This window comes from Stenotrophomonas sp. YJH_SMC_53, from assembly GCF_059369995.1.
Genome location: NZ_JCAFTF010000005.1, coordinates 25561 through 39866, shown reverse-complemented (window position 1 = coordinate 39866; position 14306 = coordinate 25561). Strand labels below are relative to the sequence as shown.

The following is a 14306-nucleotide window of genomic DNA, read 5'->3' as shown; positions in this document are numbered from 1 at the left end:
CCCACGGTCGGCACCCACCAATAGATGTAGAGCCGAGCCATGCTCGGCTCAGTGCCGGCCAACGGTCGGCACCCACCTTACTTCGGCAGCAACGGCAGCAGCAGCGCGTGCGCGTCCACCAGGGACCCAACGATGCGGTGGCCCAGGGCACGCAACTCTTCATCCGGATGCACCAGGTCCGGCACCTGGATCACGGTCATGCCAGCCGCCAGCGCCGCGCGCGTACCGGCCGGTGAATCCTCCAGCGCCAGGCAGCGCTTGGGCGCCTGGCCCAACCGCTGCGCGGCCAGCAGGTAGATGTCCGGCGCCGGCTTCGGCCGCGCCACATCGCCACTGGTGATCACCGCATCGAAATACGGCAGTAGACCGGCAGCGGCCAGCTTGCGGTTGGCCCTCGGCTGCCGCGTGGTGGTGGCCACCGCCCGCGGTACCGCGTGCGCTTTCAGCAGCTCCAGCAGCTCCAGGATGCCAGGACGCAACGGCAAACCGGTCTGCGTACGTGCCTCATACAGGTCGTGGCAGCGTGCGGCCACCGCATCGATCACGCTGTCCTCGATACCCTGCGCGCGCAGCAGCGCGTGCGAATCGCGGTCGCCGAGGCCGACCATGCGCAGGAACACCGTTTCATCCAGGCCCAGTCCGAACTCGTCGGCGGCCTGGCTCCAGCAGGCCAGCGAAACGCGCTCGCTGTCGATCATCAGGCCGTCCATGTCGAAGATGACGGCGTCGGGCAGGAACGGCAGCGCAGCAATGTTGGTCATGAAGCGAACAGCGTATCCAGGTCGGTGGAAGTGAGCTGCCGCCATTGCCCCTCGTCCAGCCCCTGCAGGTCCAGCCCGCCGACGCGGCTGCGATGCAGGGCCTGCACGTGGTTGCCGGTGGCGGCGAACATGCGGCGTACCTGATGGTAGCGGCCTTCGTGCAGCACCAGCCGCGCACGGCGCGCATCCAGCACCTCCAGTTCAGCCGGCAGCAGGGGCGTCTTCTCCGATTCCAGCATCAGCGTGCCGCTGGCGAACAGCGCCACCTCGTCGCCGCGCAGGTCCTCGCTCAACTCGACCTCATAGACTTTCGGCAGCTTCGACTTCGGCGAAATGATCCGGTGCAGCAGGCCACCATCGTCGGTCAGCAACAGCAGGCCACTGGTCTCGCGGTCGAGGCGGCCGACCGTGGACAGCACCGGATCGCGGTCGCGGAAGCGCGGCGGCAGCAGGTCGTAGATCAGGCGTCCGGTGTCCTTGGTCGAACAGGTGTAGCCGGCCGGCTTGTGCAGCGCGATCGACAGCCCCGGCGGTGGGTCCAGCGGCTCGCCATCGACCCGGATGGCGTCATGCGGCACCTGGTCGTCGGCATACAGCACCTCGCCATCGGCGTCGGTGACGCGGCCTTCGCGGAACATCCATTGCACCTGCTTGCGGCTGCCATAGCCCAGGTTGGCGATGTGCTTGACCAGCTTCACTTGCCCTTCCCCTTCACTGCTTCCACCAGCTTGAAACCGTCGCGTTCGGCGACCACGCGCACCGCGCCGAAGCTGTCGTTGAGGGTGTGCTCGTAAGGCAGGTGGCGGTTGGCCACCACGTACAGGCGCCCGCCCGGGCGCAATGCCTGCGCAGCCACGGCGATGAAGCGCTGGCCGATGTCCGGGCGGTCAGCGCGCGACGGCGTGTGGAACGGCGGGTTGCTGATGATGACGTCGTAGCCCGGCTCGATGCCGGCGGTGACGTCCTGCCACAGGAAGCGCAGCGGCAGCGGGCGCGGCGGCGGCGCCAGATTGAGCTCGGCCAGCGCCAGTGCGCGCTGCTCGGCCTCGTACAGATCCAGCGCGGTGATCTTCGGGCAGCGTTCCAGGAGTTCGCGCGACAGGTAGCCGTAGCCGGCGCCGAGGTCGGCGGCGCGTCCGGCCAGGTCGGCCGGCAGGTGCTCGGCCAGCAGCGCCGACGCCGGATCGATGCGATCCCAGGCGAACACGCCCGGGCGGCTGAGGAAGCGACCGCCCACGATCGGGCGCACCGCATCCAGCGCCGACCAGCGCTTGGCCAGGTCAACGTCGTGCTGGCCCTGCAGCGGGGCGGTCCAGTACACGCGGCAGTGGTTCTTGGTCAGGCAGCCACCGAGGCCGGCCAACTGCTTGAGGTCGCCCTCGCCCGAACGCGCACCTTCGTTGTTGGACTGGCAGGCAATGATGCGGCCGCCGTCGGCGACCAGCGCAAGCGCACGGGCGAACAGCGCACGGGCTTCTTCGCGCTGGCGCGGCGGCAGCACCAGCACCAACGGGTAGCGGCCCTTGCCGGCCGCGTCATCCAGCTGCCCGCTGACGGTCCAGCCGGCAGCCTGCTGCAGCGGTTGCGCAAACGGGGCGAAGCTCTGTTCGCAGTGCACCTCGCGATCACCGGCCACTTCGCGCAATGGCCAGCCATCGCGGGCACGCAGGAAGGCCACCGGGCCCTCCGGCCAGCGCAGGGCGCCTTGGGAGAACGGCAGGAGCAGGGTCTGCAGGGGGGCGTCGTCGCTGGAGGCCATCGGCGCGGGTACTTCAAGCGTGAGGGCCGTCCATTGTACCGGCTTGGCCGGGCCGGCCCCGGCGGCCCGCTTTGCGAAACCCGAACGGGGCCTTGATCCGCCAGAAACATTGAAACGTTCAGGGTAGAGGCTCACCCGGAAACCCAGGAGAACCTGCATGCGAGCCTTGTTCGTCGGTGGCGTGGTCGACAACAGTGAAATGGACCTGGAAGGCAGCCATCCGCCCGTGCACTACCCCGAGGACACCGGCGGCGGCCACTCGCGCTACCGGCTGCACCAGGTCGGCCATGGCGCCGACGGCAGCGTGGCCTATGCGGTGTACGGCGCTCCGGACCTGGCTGATGACGAGGTAGCCCGGGTCGCGGAGGAGCGCGCCTACGCGCGGCGGTTCGAGGCGACGCCGACGTTGTTCGAGCATTGACACATCCGTAGCGCCCTGGCCCACGCTCGGACGGCGGCAGAGCCGAGCGTGGGCTCGGCTCTACCTCGGATCAAGGCGCCTTGGGTGGCAGGCGGTTGATGCTGGCGATTTCATCCAGCCAGACATGGTGCTGCTGCACCGGCGTGTCGTAGTCATCCAGGCGCAACTGGCCGTTGCTGCCTTCGTCGCCGGCCTCGTTGCGGTACTGCTGCACGGTCGGCTTCACTGCCACGGTACCGAGCAGGCGGCGACCATCGTGCAGGGTCAGTTCCACCTGCGTTTCGCCTTCCAGTTGCGGCAGCAGGGCTTCCAGGCGCGCGATCTGCGCCGGATCGGTATGGATGCGGGGAGCTGTTCGGGACATCGGTGACCTCCTGACTGCAGGGTCGCCGATCGGCCGTGAATGTTCAGTGCAGCGCACTGTCCGCGCGTGGCACCTGCACCTTGCGCACGGCAGCCACCAGCTGCGCTACCGAGTACGGCTTGGCCACATGCTCCTGGAAGCCCGACGCCAGCGCGCGGCGGCGGTCGTCGGCACGCGCCAGTGCAGTCACCGCCACCGCAGGCAAGGTCGCCGCATCCACGCCCATGTCCTCGCGCAGCGTGCGCACCAGGCCATAGCCGTCCATGCCCGGCATGCCGATGTCGGTCAGCAGCACGTGGTACTGCAGGTGCCCGGTGTCGGCCAGCAATGCCAGCGCTTCGCCGGCCGAGCTGGCCGCAGACACGCTGGCGCCCTGCTCTTCCAGCATGCGCCGCAGGTACTCCAGCACTTCCGGCTGGTCTTCCACCGCCAGCACATGCATGCCGCGCAGCGGATACGGCTCGACGATCACCGGCTCCAGGATCGGCCCGCTGATCACTTCACGCAGCGGCCGCCGTTCGGCATCGGGAACATGCTGGGGCAGGCGCACGGTGAAGGTCGCGCCGTGGCCGTGGCCCTCGCTGGCCGCAGTGACCGTGCCACCATGCAGTTCGACCAGCTGCTGCACGATCGCAAGGCCCAGGCCCAGGCCGCCATGGCGACGGGTGGTGGTGCCGTCGGCCTGGCGGAAGCGGCTGAACAGATGATTGAGGAATTCGGGTGCGATGCCATCACCGCTGTCACGCACGGTGATCTCCCAGTAGTTGCCGTCGGCCCGCAGCTGCAGGTCGATGCGGCCTTCAGCCGGGGTGAACTTGATCGCGTTCGAGAGCAGGTTCCAGAACACCTGCTGCAGGCGCGTGGCGTCGCCCAGCACCAGGCTGGGTTGCGCGGGCAGCTGCAGGTGCACGTCCAGCGCCTTGCCTTCGGCCACCAGTTCCTGCGCGCCGATCGCCTCACCCAGCACCGCGCACAGGTCCAGCACTTCCACCTCCAGCTGCACCTTGCCCAGCAGCATGCTGCTGAGGTCGAGCATGTCCGAGATCAGCCGCTTCTGCGCACCGGCGCTGTTGGCGATCACGTTCAGGCCCTTGTACAGCGGGCTGGTGTTGTCCACGCGCTGCAGCAGCAGTTCGCTCCAGCCGAGGATGGTGGTCAACGGCGTACGCAGCTCATGCGACAGCGTGGCCAGGAATTCATCCTTCAGCCGCGCCATGTTTTCCGCAGCACTGCGCGCGGCACGCTCGGACTGCAGCAGTTCCTCGCGGGCCAGCTCGATCTCGCGGCGTTCGGTCACGTCCGGGCTGCTGCCGGCCAGGCCGATGAAGCGGCCCATGCGCGAGAAGCGCGGGCGGGCATTCATCTCCAGCCAGCGCCACTGGCCATCGGCACGGCGCGCACGCACCAGCGCGTGCATCGAGCGCTGCGCCTTCAATGCTTCCTGCAGCTCGTACTCGAAGACCGATGCGTCGTCCGGATGCACCAGGCCGCGCCAGACGTCCTCCGGCACGCGCGTCTCGTCACCGCCGAAGAACTCGCTGAAGGCACTGTTGACGAAACGGGCATGGCCGCGCTCGTCCAGCACCCACACCGGCATCGGCAGGCCATCGGCCAGCGCGCTGAAGCGGGCTTCGCTTTCGCCCAGCTCCACTTCCATCTGCTTGCGTGCGGTGATGTCGAAGAACAGGATGCCGACCTTGTCCTCGCCCGGCCGGCCCACGCGCACCGCATCCACCGCGAACGAGCGGCCCAGCGCACGCGCCTCCATCTCGAACTGGGCCGGGCGGCCGCTGCGTGCGACCTCGCCATAGATGCGGAACCAGTCCTGCTCATGGCCGGGCTCCAGCGCCGTCATGCGCTTTCCACGCGCATCCTTCAGCCCTGTGTGGCGCTCGAAGGCATCGTTGACCTCGATGAAGCGGTAGTCGACCGCACGATCACCCTCGAACAGCACCTGGATCACGCAGAAACCGGCGTTGATGCGCTCAAGCACGCCATGATGCAGGTCGGGTTCGGGCGCCGGCACCATCATCGGTGGGCGCTCCACGAGGGGCGGCAGTGTGGACAAGGGTGTCTGTGCAGGCCAGGTTGGAGGCACAGCATCTTCCAAAGGGCGTATTCACAGCGTCAAGCGCCGTCAGTCATGGTTGACGTCGATGAATTGGCGGCAACCGCTCTTGCAGACGACGCATGCGGCCATTGCCGATACCGGGAAGCAGGATCACACTCGATCTGTGATCAACATCGCCCCCATCGAGGGGACGCAGGAGACCGTGATGAAACGCTCACTCGCGATTGCCCTGTTGGCAGGCGCCCTGGCGGCGGGCGGCGCCAGTGCGGCACCGCGCACCGTGACCGACCCGGAAGCTCCCCGCGCATTGCAGGCCGATGGCCCGGTCAGCGTGAAGTGGGAGGATCCGGCCAAATTCACCGAGATCCGCCAGAGTACCAACCGCTTCGAGGCCGAGCGTGGCGACTGGGTGCAGCAGCTGGCACGCTACCTGCAGACCGCTGCCGCCAAACCGCTGCAACCGGGACAGACGCTTGATGTGACCCTGGTCGACATCAAGCGCGCCGGTGACTACGAGCCGTGGCACGGCCCGCGCGGCCGCGACATCCGGATCATGCGCGACATCTACCCACCGCGGATCAGCCTGCAGTACACGCTGAAGGACGCCAGCGGCCGCATCGTCAGCGAGGGCGACGCGCGCCTGAGCGATACCGGCTACCTGCACAACATCGGCCTGAAGAGCGACAGCGATCCACTGCGCTACGAAAAGCGCCTGATCGACGACTGGGTGAAGCGGCAGCTGACAGCGCAGGCCACCGCAGCACGGTAGGCCGTAAGCCCATCGGCAGGTGTCGACCTTGGTCGACACGCATTACAGGGCGCCGACCAAGGTCGACCGCTACCAGAGTCGCGCCCGGCGCCCCGTACCAGGCGACCACTGCGCGTAAAACCCATCGGTAGGTGTCGACCTTGGTCGACACGCATTCAAGGCGCCGACCAAGGTCGGCCGCTACCAGAGTCGCGCCCGGCGCCCCGTACCGGGCGACCGCTACGCGTAAAGCCCATCGGCAGGTGTCGACCTTGGTCGACACGCATTCAAGGCGCCGAGCGTGCGCTCGGCTCTACACGTACACCTTAGCCACGCGCTTGACCGCGCACGGCAGCTGGTAGGCACTCACGCCACAGCGCGGCGCCAGCTCCGACAGCGTCGGCGCGCAACCCCACAGCTCCACCACGCTGCCGATGCCGGCCTGCGGATGCGCGGTCAGGTCCACCGTCAACATGTCCATCGACACGCGCCCGATCAGGCCGCCGGGCTGCCCGTCGATCAGCACCGGGGTGCCGTTCGGGGCGAACTGCGGGTAACCGTCGGCATAGCCAAGCGCGACCACGCCTACGCGGGTGCGTGCCTTGGCCACGAAGCGTGCGCCATATCCCACCGGTTCACCGGCTTCGATCCAGCGCTCGGCGATCACCTTGGACTGCATCGTCATCACCGGGCGCAGGCGCGCGGTCAGCGCGGTGCTGTCCGGCAGCGGGTTGGCGCCGTACAGCATCAGGCCGGGCCGCACCCAATCGCTGCGCACCTCCGGCCAGCCCAGCAGCGCCGGCGAATTGCACACGCTGGTCTCGCCGTGCAGGCCGTCGATGGCGCGCGCGAAGGTCGCGGCCTGCTCGCGGGTGCGCTCGCTGTCCAGTTCGTCGGCACGTGCCAGGTGGGTCATCAGCACGATGCGCTCGACCTGCGGCAGCGCCGACAGGCGTGCATGCGCCGCGCGGAAGCTGTCCACGTCCAGGCCGAGGCGGTGCATGCCGCTGTCCAGCTTCAGCCACACCGTCAACGGGCGCGGGCTGTCGAACGCCGCCAGTGCCTCCACTTGCCACGGCGAACCGACGGCGAACCAGAAGTCATGCTCGGCCACCAGCGCCATGTCGCTGGGCTCGAAGATGCCTTCCAGCAGCAGGATCGGCGCACGGATGCCGGCCTGGCGCAGCTCCAGTGCCTCTTCGATGGTGGCCACGCCGAATCCATCGGCCTCGCCTTCCAGCGCCTGCGCACAGCGCACCGCGCCGTGCCCATAGGCATCGGCCTTGATGATCGCAAGGGCCTTGCCACCGCCCAGTTCACGCGCGAGCCGGTAGTTGCTGCGCAGGGCGCCCAGATCGATCAGCGCGCGGGCAGGACGCATGTGCGGTTCTCGTGTTGCGGCGCGTGACCGTACTGGCCGTAGCGGAAAATATCCAGGCCTTCGGTGCTGATCTGCGGCTGTCGCGCGCTCATCAGGTCGGCCAGGTAGCGGCCCGAACCGCAGGCCATGGTCCAGCCCAGCGTGCCGTGGCCGGTGTTGAGGTACAGGTTGCGGAACGGCGTGGCGCCGATCACCGGCGTACCGTCCGGCGTAGCCGGGCGCAGGCCGGTCCAGAACTGCGCGCGCGACAGGTCGCCGCCCTTCGGGTAGAGGTCACGGACCACCAGTTCCAGGGTCTCGCGGCGGCGCTGCGACAGCGACAGGTCGAAGCCGGCCACCTCGGCCATGCCGCCGACACGGATGCGGTCGTCGAAGCGGGTCACCGCCACCTTGTAGCTCTCATCGAGGATGGTCGAGGTCGGCGCCATCGCCCGGTCGGTGATCGGCAGGGTCAGCGAGTAACCCTTCAGCGGGTACACCGGCAGGCGCATGCCCAGCGGTGCGACCAGCGCCGGTGAGTAGCTGCCGAGCGCAACCACGAAGCGGTCGGCGGTTTCCAGCTTGCCGTCGATGCGCACGCCGGTGATGCGGTCGCCATCGAACTCCAGCCCGGTGATGTCCTGGTCGAAGCGGAATTCAACGCCGGCATCCACGCACATCTGCGCCAGGCGGCGGGTGAACAGCTGGCAGTCGCCGGTCTGGTCACGCGGCAGGCGCAGCGCGCCGACCAGGCCATCGACGTGGGCCAGGGCCGGTTCGGCCTGGATGATGCCGGCCCGGTCCAGCACCTCGTACGGCACGCCGTACTGGGCCAGGATCTCGATGTCCTGCGCAGAGGCATCCAGCTGCTGCTGGGTGCGGAACAACTGGGTGGTGCCCAGGTCGCGGCCTTCGAATTCGATGCCGATCTGCGCGCGCAGCTCGTTCAGGCAGTCGCGGCTGTACTCGGACATGCGCACCATGCGCGCCTTGTTGATCGCATAACGCTCGTGGGTACAGTTGCGCAGCATCTGCCACAGCCAGCGGTACTGGGCCAGGTCCATGCCCGGCTTGATCGCCAGCGGCGCGTGCTTCTCGAACAGCCAGCCGATCGCCTTCTTCGGCACGCCCGGCGCCGCCCACGGCGAGGTGTAGCCGAATGACAGCTGGCCGGCATTGGCGAAGCTGGTCTCCAGCGCCGGGCCGGGCTGGCGGTCGATGACCGTGACTTCAAACCCGGCCTGTCGCAGGTACCAGGCACTGGTAGTGCCGATCACGCCGCTGCCGAGAACTAGGACTCGCATGGGACTTCTCCAACCCGATCATTCCCTGCACTGGAGCGTGCCGGGACCATAATTGGGGAAGTATAGACAGCCAATACCAGTTGATTTGCCTGATTTGAAATCAACCGGCAGGATGTTCTCCTGCAATTCATTCCCCAAGGTTGACGGCCATGGCCACCCGTACCCGCGAACTGGACAAGATCGACCGCAAGATCCTGCGCATCCTGCAGGCCGAAGGCCGCATCTCCTTCACCGAGCTGGGCGAGCGGGTCGGCCTGTCGACCACCCCGTGCACCGAGCGGGTGCGCCGCCTGGAACGCGAAGGGGTAATCACCGGCTATCACGCCCACCTCGACCCGGCCGCGGTGAAGGCCAGCCTGCTGGTGTTCGTAGAGATCAGCCTGGCCTACAAGTCCGGCGACATCTTCGAGGAATTCCGGCGCGCCGCGCTGAAGCTGCCCAACGTGCTGGAGTGCCACCTGGTGTCGGGCGACTTCGATTACCTGCTGAAAGCACGGATCAGTGAAATGGCTTCCTACCGCAAGCTGCTCGGCAGCACGTTGCTTACACTGCCGCATGTACGTGAGTCGAAGAGCTACATCGTGATGGAAGAGGTGAAGGAGACGCTGAGCCTGCCGATTCCGGATTGAGGCGGTTGCAGGATGGGGTCAGAGCCCGCTGTGCGGGATCCGACCCCGGTCGGCATCTGGCAAGGGGTCGGATCCCGCGCAGCGGGCTCTGACCCCGGTCATGGCGACAGTCAGCGCTGCTGCGGATGCTTCTGCGTGCGCTGTTCCTGCTGCTTGCCGCCCTTGTGCGGCGGCTGCGGCTCCATCTGCTGCTGTTGCTGTTGCTGTTGCGGGTTGCGGCTCTGCGGTTCCTTGCCGGGATGACGGTTCTGCTGGTTTTTCATGGTCGCGATCCAGTGGACGAAGGACATGCGGCGGCGGGATGCCGGCGCAGGGCCACGGTGGTCCCGGAACGGTTAATCGCAGGCGAAAAAGCAGTGATCGGCTGGATGTTGTTTTCGTGCGTTCAGCCCGCTCAGCGCCAGGTAGCGGCCAACCTTGGTGGCACCAGGACTCAGCGCTTGATCTGCTGCCCATCGCCGGCCGGCACGCTGTCGTAATAGCGGCCGGTGCGCGAATCGAACACGCGGTTCGGGCCGGCCGGGCGCACGCCCGGAACGATGCGGCCATTGCGGTCATAGACCTTGTCGGCCGGCTTCGGCACCGGCGTCGGCGCGACCCGGGCCGGACCGGTGGATCTGATCGGCTGCGCCGGCTGCGGCGACGGCAGTACCTGCGGTTGCGGGCGAGCGGCCTGTGGCGGTGGTGCCACGGGCTGCGGCGCCACGGTGGTCGCGCTGCGGGTCGCAGTCGGGTCGGCGGTCGGCACCTGCGCCAGCGCCACGATGGGCAACAGGGCCAGCAGCAGGGGAAGGATTGGTTTCATGGCGCGCTCCGGCGTGGATCGCGTTCACCTTGCGCCCGCCCCTGTGTGCCGCCCATGAACGGCCATCACACTTGCAAGGTCGCGTCTTCACCCCCACGTTTTCCGCCATCCCCAGGCCATCGACCCCACGGAGCGCCGCCATGACCGCCTTCGACCTGACGCCCCCCACTGCCACCCAGACCGAGGCGCTGATCGCTGGCCTCAGCAGCGAGGAGCGCCGCGTGCTGCTGCAGCACGGCACCGAGGCGCCGTTCTGCGGCGTGTTCCTCGACAACAAGCGCGAGGGGGTCTACTGCTGCAGGCTGTGCGCGCTGCCACTGTTCCGCTCCAGCACCAAGTTCGATTCCGGCACCGGCTGGCCCAGCTTCTTTGCCCCGTTCGACCCCGCGCACGTGCGCGAGATCCGTGATACCAGCCACGGCATGGTGCGCACCGAGATCACCTGCGCGCGCTGCGGCAGCCACTTGGGCCACGTGTTCCCGGATGGTCCGCCGCCCACCTACGAGCGCCACTGCCTGAACTCCGTCTCACTTTCGTTCACCGGCAATGGCGAGCCCTGGCCCGATCCGCTGCAGCGTGGCGGCGCAGAAAGCGGCGTGGCGGGCTGAAACACCCCGCTGACCGATTTCACAGAATTCCCTCTTCAGAAAACCGGGCGACGGGCCGACAAGGAGATATCCCCTCTCCTTGCGTCGCCCCATGCTCATCATCGTTGGATTCCTGGTCGTCATCATCAGCGTGATCGGGGGCTACCTCGGTGCCCACGGCCGCCTGGGTGCCCTCTGGCAGCCCTATGAGCTGGTCATCATCGGCGGCGCCGCGCTCGGCGCCTTCCTGGTCGGTACCCCGGCCAAGACGGTCAAGCAGACGCTGCAGGCCATGGTGGGTGTGTTCAAGGGCCCGCGCTACAAGCAGCAGGACTACATCGATGTGCTCAGCCTGCTCTATGAACTGCTCAACAAGGCCCGCCGCGAAGGCTTCATGGCGTTGGAAGACCATGTCGAGCGCCCGGCCGAAAGCGCGCTGTTCGGCAACTACCCCAAGGTGCAGGCCGACCACCACCTGATCGATTTCATCACCGACTGCCTGCGCCTGATGATCGGCAGCAACATCGAGCCGCATGAGCTGGAACCGCTGCTGGAACTGGAGCTGGAAAAGCACCACGCCGAGGCCATGGCACCCTCACAGGTGCTGACCAAGGTCGCCGACGGGCTGCCCGGTTTCGGCATCGTCGCCGCGGTGCTGGGCATCGTCATCACCATGGGCTCGATCGGTGGCGACATCGTCGAGGTCGGTGGCCACGTGGCCGGCGCGCTGGTCGGTACGTTCCTGGGCATCCTGCTGGGCTACGGCTTCGTCGGCCCGATGGCCGCCGCGATGGAGGCCCGCGCCGAGCAGGACAGCCGCATCTACGAATCGGTCAAGACCGCCCTGCTGGCCTGCCTGCGCGGTTACAACCCGAAGATCGCGCTGGAGTTCGCCCGCAAGACCCTGCCGTCGAACGTGCGCCCGGCCTTCTCCGATTTCGAGCAGCACCTGAAGACGGTCAAGTAAGCCATGGCCGAGAACAAGCCCACCGTCATCGTCCGCCGGGTCAAGAAGGCCGGCCACGCCGCCCATCATGGTGGTTCGTGGAAGGTGGCCTATGCCGACTTCGTGACCGCGATGATGGCGTTCTTCCTGGTGCTGTGGCTGATGGCCACCACCAACAAGAACGACCGTGCGGCCATTTCCGAGTACTTCCGCAACCCCAGCCCGTTGAGCGGTCAGAGCGCCACGCCGGCGCCCGGCATGGCCGGCCCGGGCGGCGCCAGCACCTCGATGATCAAGCTGGGCGGTGCCACCGACATTTCGCGTGGCAACAGCAACGACCCCTTCCAGAACCAGAAGGAAGCGGTACCGCAGCCGGTGGACCAGCAGCAGCGCGACAAGCAGCAGCTGGAAGCACTGATGAAGGAGCTGCAGGAAGCGATCAGCAGGAGCCAGGCCCTGGAGCCGTTCAAGGACCAGCTGCTGCTGGACCTGACCCCGGAGGGCCTGCGCATCCAGATCGTGGACAAGCAGAACCGGCCGATGTTCGACCTCGGCAGCGCCACGCTGAAACCGTACACGCAGCAGATCCTGCACGAGCTGGCCAACTACCTGAACCACGTGCCGAACCGGATCAGCCTGACCGGCCACACCGACATCACCGCCTATTCGGCTGCACGTGGCTACGGTAACTGGGAACTGAGCGCTGATCGTGCCAATGCCGCCCGCCGCGCGCTGGTGGACGGCGGCCTGGAGGACAACAAGATCACCCGCGTGGTCGGCCTGTCTTCATCGGTGCTGTTCGACAAGGCCGACCCGCAGAACCCGATCAACCGCCGCATCAGCATCGTGGTGATGACCCAGGCCGCCGAAGCGGCCGCTCTGGCCGGCGCCGGCCCGCAGGTCGGGCTGTCGGCACCTGCCGCTGACCCCGACGTGCAGGCCGCGCAGGGTGAGGCGCACTGAACCGGGGGTCAAATCCCTTTCCAGTGGAAAGGGATCTGACCCCACCTGCGTGCGGCCGCTACAATGGCGGTCTTTCCGTTTCCAGGTGACCCCACCCCATGTCCCAGAACTCCAAGGCCAAGCGCGACAAGCGCAAGAAGCAGCAGGCCAAGCGCCCGTTCCTGCGCCTGAACGCCCAGCAGCAGGTGCAGAACCATGCCGTGCTGACCAACGAAGACGGCCAGGTGGTCGCCGCCATCGGCCTGCAGGGCCGCGAATGGCTGCTGGCCATCGGTGGTCAGACCATGGGCAACGCCGAGAACCCGGTGCCGATGCTGGCCATGCTCAAGCACCTGTCCAACGTGCAGGAAAAGGAAGGCCGCAAGGTCAACCTGGAGTATTCCGAGCTGCTGCAGAAGCTGCTGGACACCCTGGCCGCCGAATCCGGCCAGACCGCTGACGAGTACCTGGACAAGCTGGTGTCCGAGTTCGAGACCGTGGAAGCCGAAGAAGGCGAAGAAGCCACTGAGGCCGCCGAAGGCGATGTGGTTGAAGCTGCTGCCGACGCCGAGGCCAGCCCGGCCGCTGACAGCGACAGCAAGCCGCAGGCCTGAACCGGCCGCGGCGGTGACGGTCTACGTCGATGACGCGGTGCATCCCTGGCGCGGACAGCGCTGGGCGCACCTGATGGCCGACACCCTGGCCGAGCTGCACGCGATGGCGGCGCAGCTCGGCATCCCACTGCGGGCCTTCCAGAACAAGGCCAGCGGTGCCCACTACGATGTCACGGCCGAGCTGCGTACGCAGGCGATCGCGCTTGGCGCGCGAGCGATTTCCCGGCACACCGATCGTGACCTGGTCAAAGCGGTGATTGCCAACGCCAGGGCGCAGTACCGGCCGTAGGCGCGCTGCCGTTTGCCTCCTGTAGAGCCGAGCCCATGCTCGGCTGCTCTACGCGGACTGCAGCCGAGCGCGGGCTCGGCTCTACATGCGCAGCGCTGCCGGCCCGTTCAGAACGGGTCGCTGCCCAGTCGGATCTCCACGTTCAGCAGCGAGCACAGCGCCAGCATCGCGTCGTCGTCACGGGTCAGCGCCATCACGCCGGTGAAGCCGTCGCTGCCGGTATCCACGCTCCACAGCGTGTAGTTGTGCTCGCGCAGGCGGTCGAAGGCGGTGGACATCAGCTGCACACCGTCCAGGTCCTCGGCGAAGTCCTCGTCATCCAGGTCGCCGCCCCAGTCCAGCTGCAGGTTGAAGCGCGCCGACAGCTCGTTGACCGCCGATTGCAGCGATTCCAGGTCGTCGCGCTCCACCTCGAAACCGGACTGCCAGGCGATGGCGGTGAACAGCGCCGGCAACCAGTCGCTGTCCGCTTCCAGCGGCTGCCCGTCCTCGGACAGGTGCTCGCGCCAGCGGTTGAACTGCTGCAGGGCCAACTCTTCGTCGCCCGGGTTGATCAGCACCAGCAGGTTCCAGACCCGCGCCTCGAATCCATCCTCGTCGAAGTCGTGGATGTCTTCCTCGAAGTCGAAATAGTCGCTGTTGTCGGGCATGGCGGAACGTCCTCTGGGGCAGGCCGGCATTCTACGGTTTATCCTGTGCCGCTGAA

At 67.4% G+C, this 14306-nt stretch carries 18 protein-coding genes; 8 read left to right on the top strand and 10 right to left on the bottom strand.

Going from position 1 to position 14306, the window contains the following annotated elements:
* Positions 1-77 precede the first annotated feature (77 nt).
* From AC5P7X_RS09370 to AC5P7X_RS09360, 3 genes are read right to left on the bottom strand one after another with little or no spacing between them, the layout of a single operon-like run.
* Positions 78-761, bottom strand: a complete 684-nt coding sequence (locus AC5P7X_RS09370) for an HAD family hydrolase (RefSeq protein WP_053498048.1) — start codon at positions 759-761, stop codon at positions 78-80.
* Positions 758-1459, bottom strand: a complete 702-nt coding sequence (locus AC5P7X_RS09365; protein ID WP_053498050.1) for a pseudouridine synthase — start codon at positions 1457-1459, stop codon at positions 758-760. Before AC5P7X_RS09365 ends, AC5P7X_RS09370 begins: the two co-directional genes overlap by 4 nt.
* Positions 1456-2520: a class I SAM-dependent methyltransferase gene (locus AC5P7X_RS09360; RefSeq protein ID WP_495214747.1), complete on the bottom strand. Its 1065-nt coding sequence runs from the start codon at positions 2518-2520 to the stop codon at positions 1456-1458. Before AC5P7X_RS09360 ends, AC5P7X_RS09365 begins: the two co-directional genes overlap by 4 nt.
* A gap of 157 nt (positions 2521-2677) precedes the next feature.
* On the opposite strand from AC5P7X_RS09360, the gene AC5P7X_RS09355 reads away from it, so the two are divergent.
* Complete coding sequence (locus AC5P7X_RS09355) at positions 2678-2941, top strand: hypothetical protein (protein ID WP_005407925.1); 264 nt, start codon at positions 2678-2680, stop codon at positions 2939-2941.
* Between the two features lie 70 nt (positions 2942-3011).
* Here the strand turns inward: AC5P7X_RS09355 and AC5P7X_RS09350 are convergent, their stop codons facing one another.
* Both AC5P7X_RS09350 and AC5P7X_RS09345 read right to left on the bottom strand, forming a co-directional pair.
* Positions 3012-3305, bottom strand: a complete 294-nt coding sequence (locus AC5P7X_RS09350) for a DUF3247 family protein (protein WP_053498054.1) — start codon at positions 3303-3305, stop codon at positions 3012-3014.
* A gap of 43 nt (positions 3306-3348) precedes the next feature.
* Complete coding sequence (locus AC5P7X_RS09345) at positions 3349-5337, bottom strand: hybrid sensor histidine kinase/response regulator (RefSeq protein ID WP_329842844.1); 1989 nt, start codon at positions 5335-5337, stop codon at positions 3349-3351.
* 244 nt (positions 5338-5581) lie between these two features.
* On the opposite strand from AC5P7X_RS09345, the gene AC5P7X_RS09340 reads away from it, so the two are divergent.
* A complete protein-coding gene (locus AC5P7X_RS09340) occupies positions 5582-6145 on the top strand; it encodes a DUF3016 domain-containing protein (protein WP_329842846.1) in 564 nt (187 codons plus the stop codon).
* 292 nt (positions 6146-6437) lie between these two features.
* Here AC5P7X_RS09340 and alr read toward each other — a convergent pair whose 3' ends face one another.
* Positions 6438-7505, bottom strand: a complete 1068-nt coding sequence (alr, locus tag AC5P7X_RS09335) for an alanine racemase (protein WP_053498060.1) — start codon at positions 7503-7505, stop codon at positions 6438-6440.
* Positions 7484-8788 (bottom strand): D-amino acid dehydrogenase, encoded by a 1305-nt coding sequence (locus AC5P7X_RS09330; RefSeq protein WP_053498062.1) that lies wholly within the window; start codon positions 8786-8788, stop codon positions 7484-7486. Before AC5P7X_RS09330 ends, alr begins: the two co-directional genes overlap by 22 nt.
* 149 nt (positions 8789-8937) lie before the next feature.
* Here AC5P7X_RS09330 and AC5P7X_RS09325 point away from each other — a divergent pair, with 149 nt between their 5' ends.
* Entirely contained in the window at positions 8938-9417 is a 480-nt protein-coding gene (locus AC5P7X_RS09325; RefSeq protein WP_005407919.1) for an Lrp/AsnC ligand binding domain-containing protein, read from the top strand.
* Positions 9418-9527: 110 nt separating this feature from the next.
* Here the strand turns inward: AC5P7X_RS09325 and AC5P7X_RS09320 are convergent, their stop codons facing one another.
* Together AC5P7X_RS09320 and AC5P7X_RS09315 are read right to left on the bottom strand one after the other, a co-directional pair.
* On the bottom strand, positions 9528-9707 hold the full coding sequence (locus AC5P7X_RS09320) for a hypothetical protein (RefSeq protein ID WP_053498064.1): 180 nt from the start codon (positions 9705-9707) through the stop codon (positions 9528-9530).
* Positions 9708-9850: 143 nt separating this feature from the next.
* A complete protein-coding gene (locus tag AC5P7X_RS09315) occupies positions 9851-10222 on the bottom strand; it encodes a hypothetical protein (protein WP_053498066.1) in 372 nt (123 codons plus the stop codon).
* Positions 10223-10362: 140 nt separating this feature from the next.
* Here AC5P7X_RS09315 and msrB point away from each other — a divergent pair, with 140 nt between their 5' ends.
* The 5 genes from msrB (at position 10363) to AC5P7X_RS09290 (ending at position 13600) form a co-directional block, all read left to right on the top strand.
* Entirely contained in the window at positions 10363-10830 is a 468-nt protein-coding gene (msrB, locus tag AC5P7X_RS09310; protein ID WP_005415117.1) for a peptide-methionine (R)-S-oxide reductase MsrB, read from the top strand.
* Positions 10831-10921: 91 nt separating this feature from the next.
* Complete coding sequence (motA, locus tag AC5P7X_RS09305; protein ID WP_005407915.1) at positions 10922-11776, top strand: flagellar motor stator protein MotA; 855 nt, start codon at positions 10922-10924, stop codon at positions 11774-11776.
* A gap of 3 nt (positions 11777-11779) precedes the next feature.
* Positions 11780-12718 carry a flagellar motor protein MotB gene (gene motB / locus AC5P7X_RS09300; protein ID WP_053498068.1) on the top strand — a complete coding sequence of 313 codons (939 nt, stop codon included), beginning with the start codon at positions 11780-11782 and terminating at the stop codon, positions 12716-12718.
* A gap of 98 nt (positions 12719-12816) precedes the next feature.
* The gene (locus AC5P7X_RS09295) at positions 12817-13311 is read left to right on the top strand and encodes a hypothetical protein (protein WP_005415115.1); all 495 of its coding nucleotides are present in this window, start codon (positions 12817-12819) and stop codon (positions 13309-13311) included.
* 13 nt (positions 13312-13324) lie between these two features.
* Positions 13325-13600: a DUF4031 domain-containing protein gene (locus AC5P7X_RS09290; RefSeq protein ID WP_329842850.1), complete on the top strand. Its 276-nt coding sequence runs from the start codon at positions 13325-13327 to the stop codon at positions 13598-13600.
* Between the two features lie 107 nt (positions 13601-13707).
* Here the strand turns inward: AC5P7X_RS09290 and AC5P7X_RS09285 are convergent, their stop codons facing one another.
* Positions 13708-14250, bottom strand: a complete 543-nt coding sequence (locus tag AC5P7X_RS09285) for a DUF6630 family protein (RefSeq protein WP_053498070.1) — start codon at positions 14248-14250, stop codon at positions 13708-13710.
* Positions 14251-14306 lie beyond the last annotated feature (56 nt).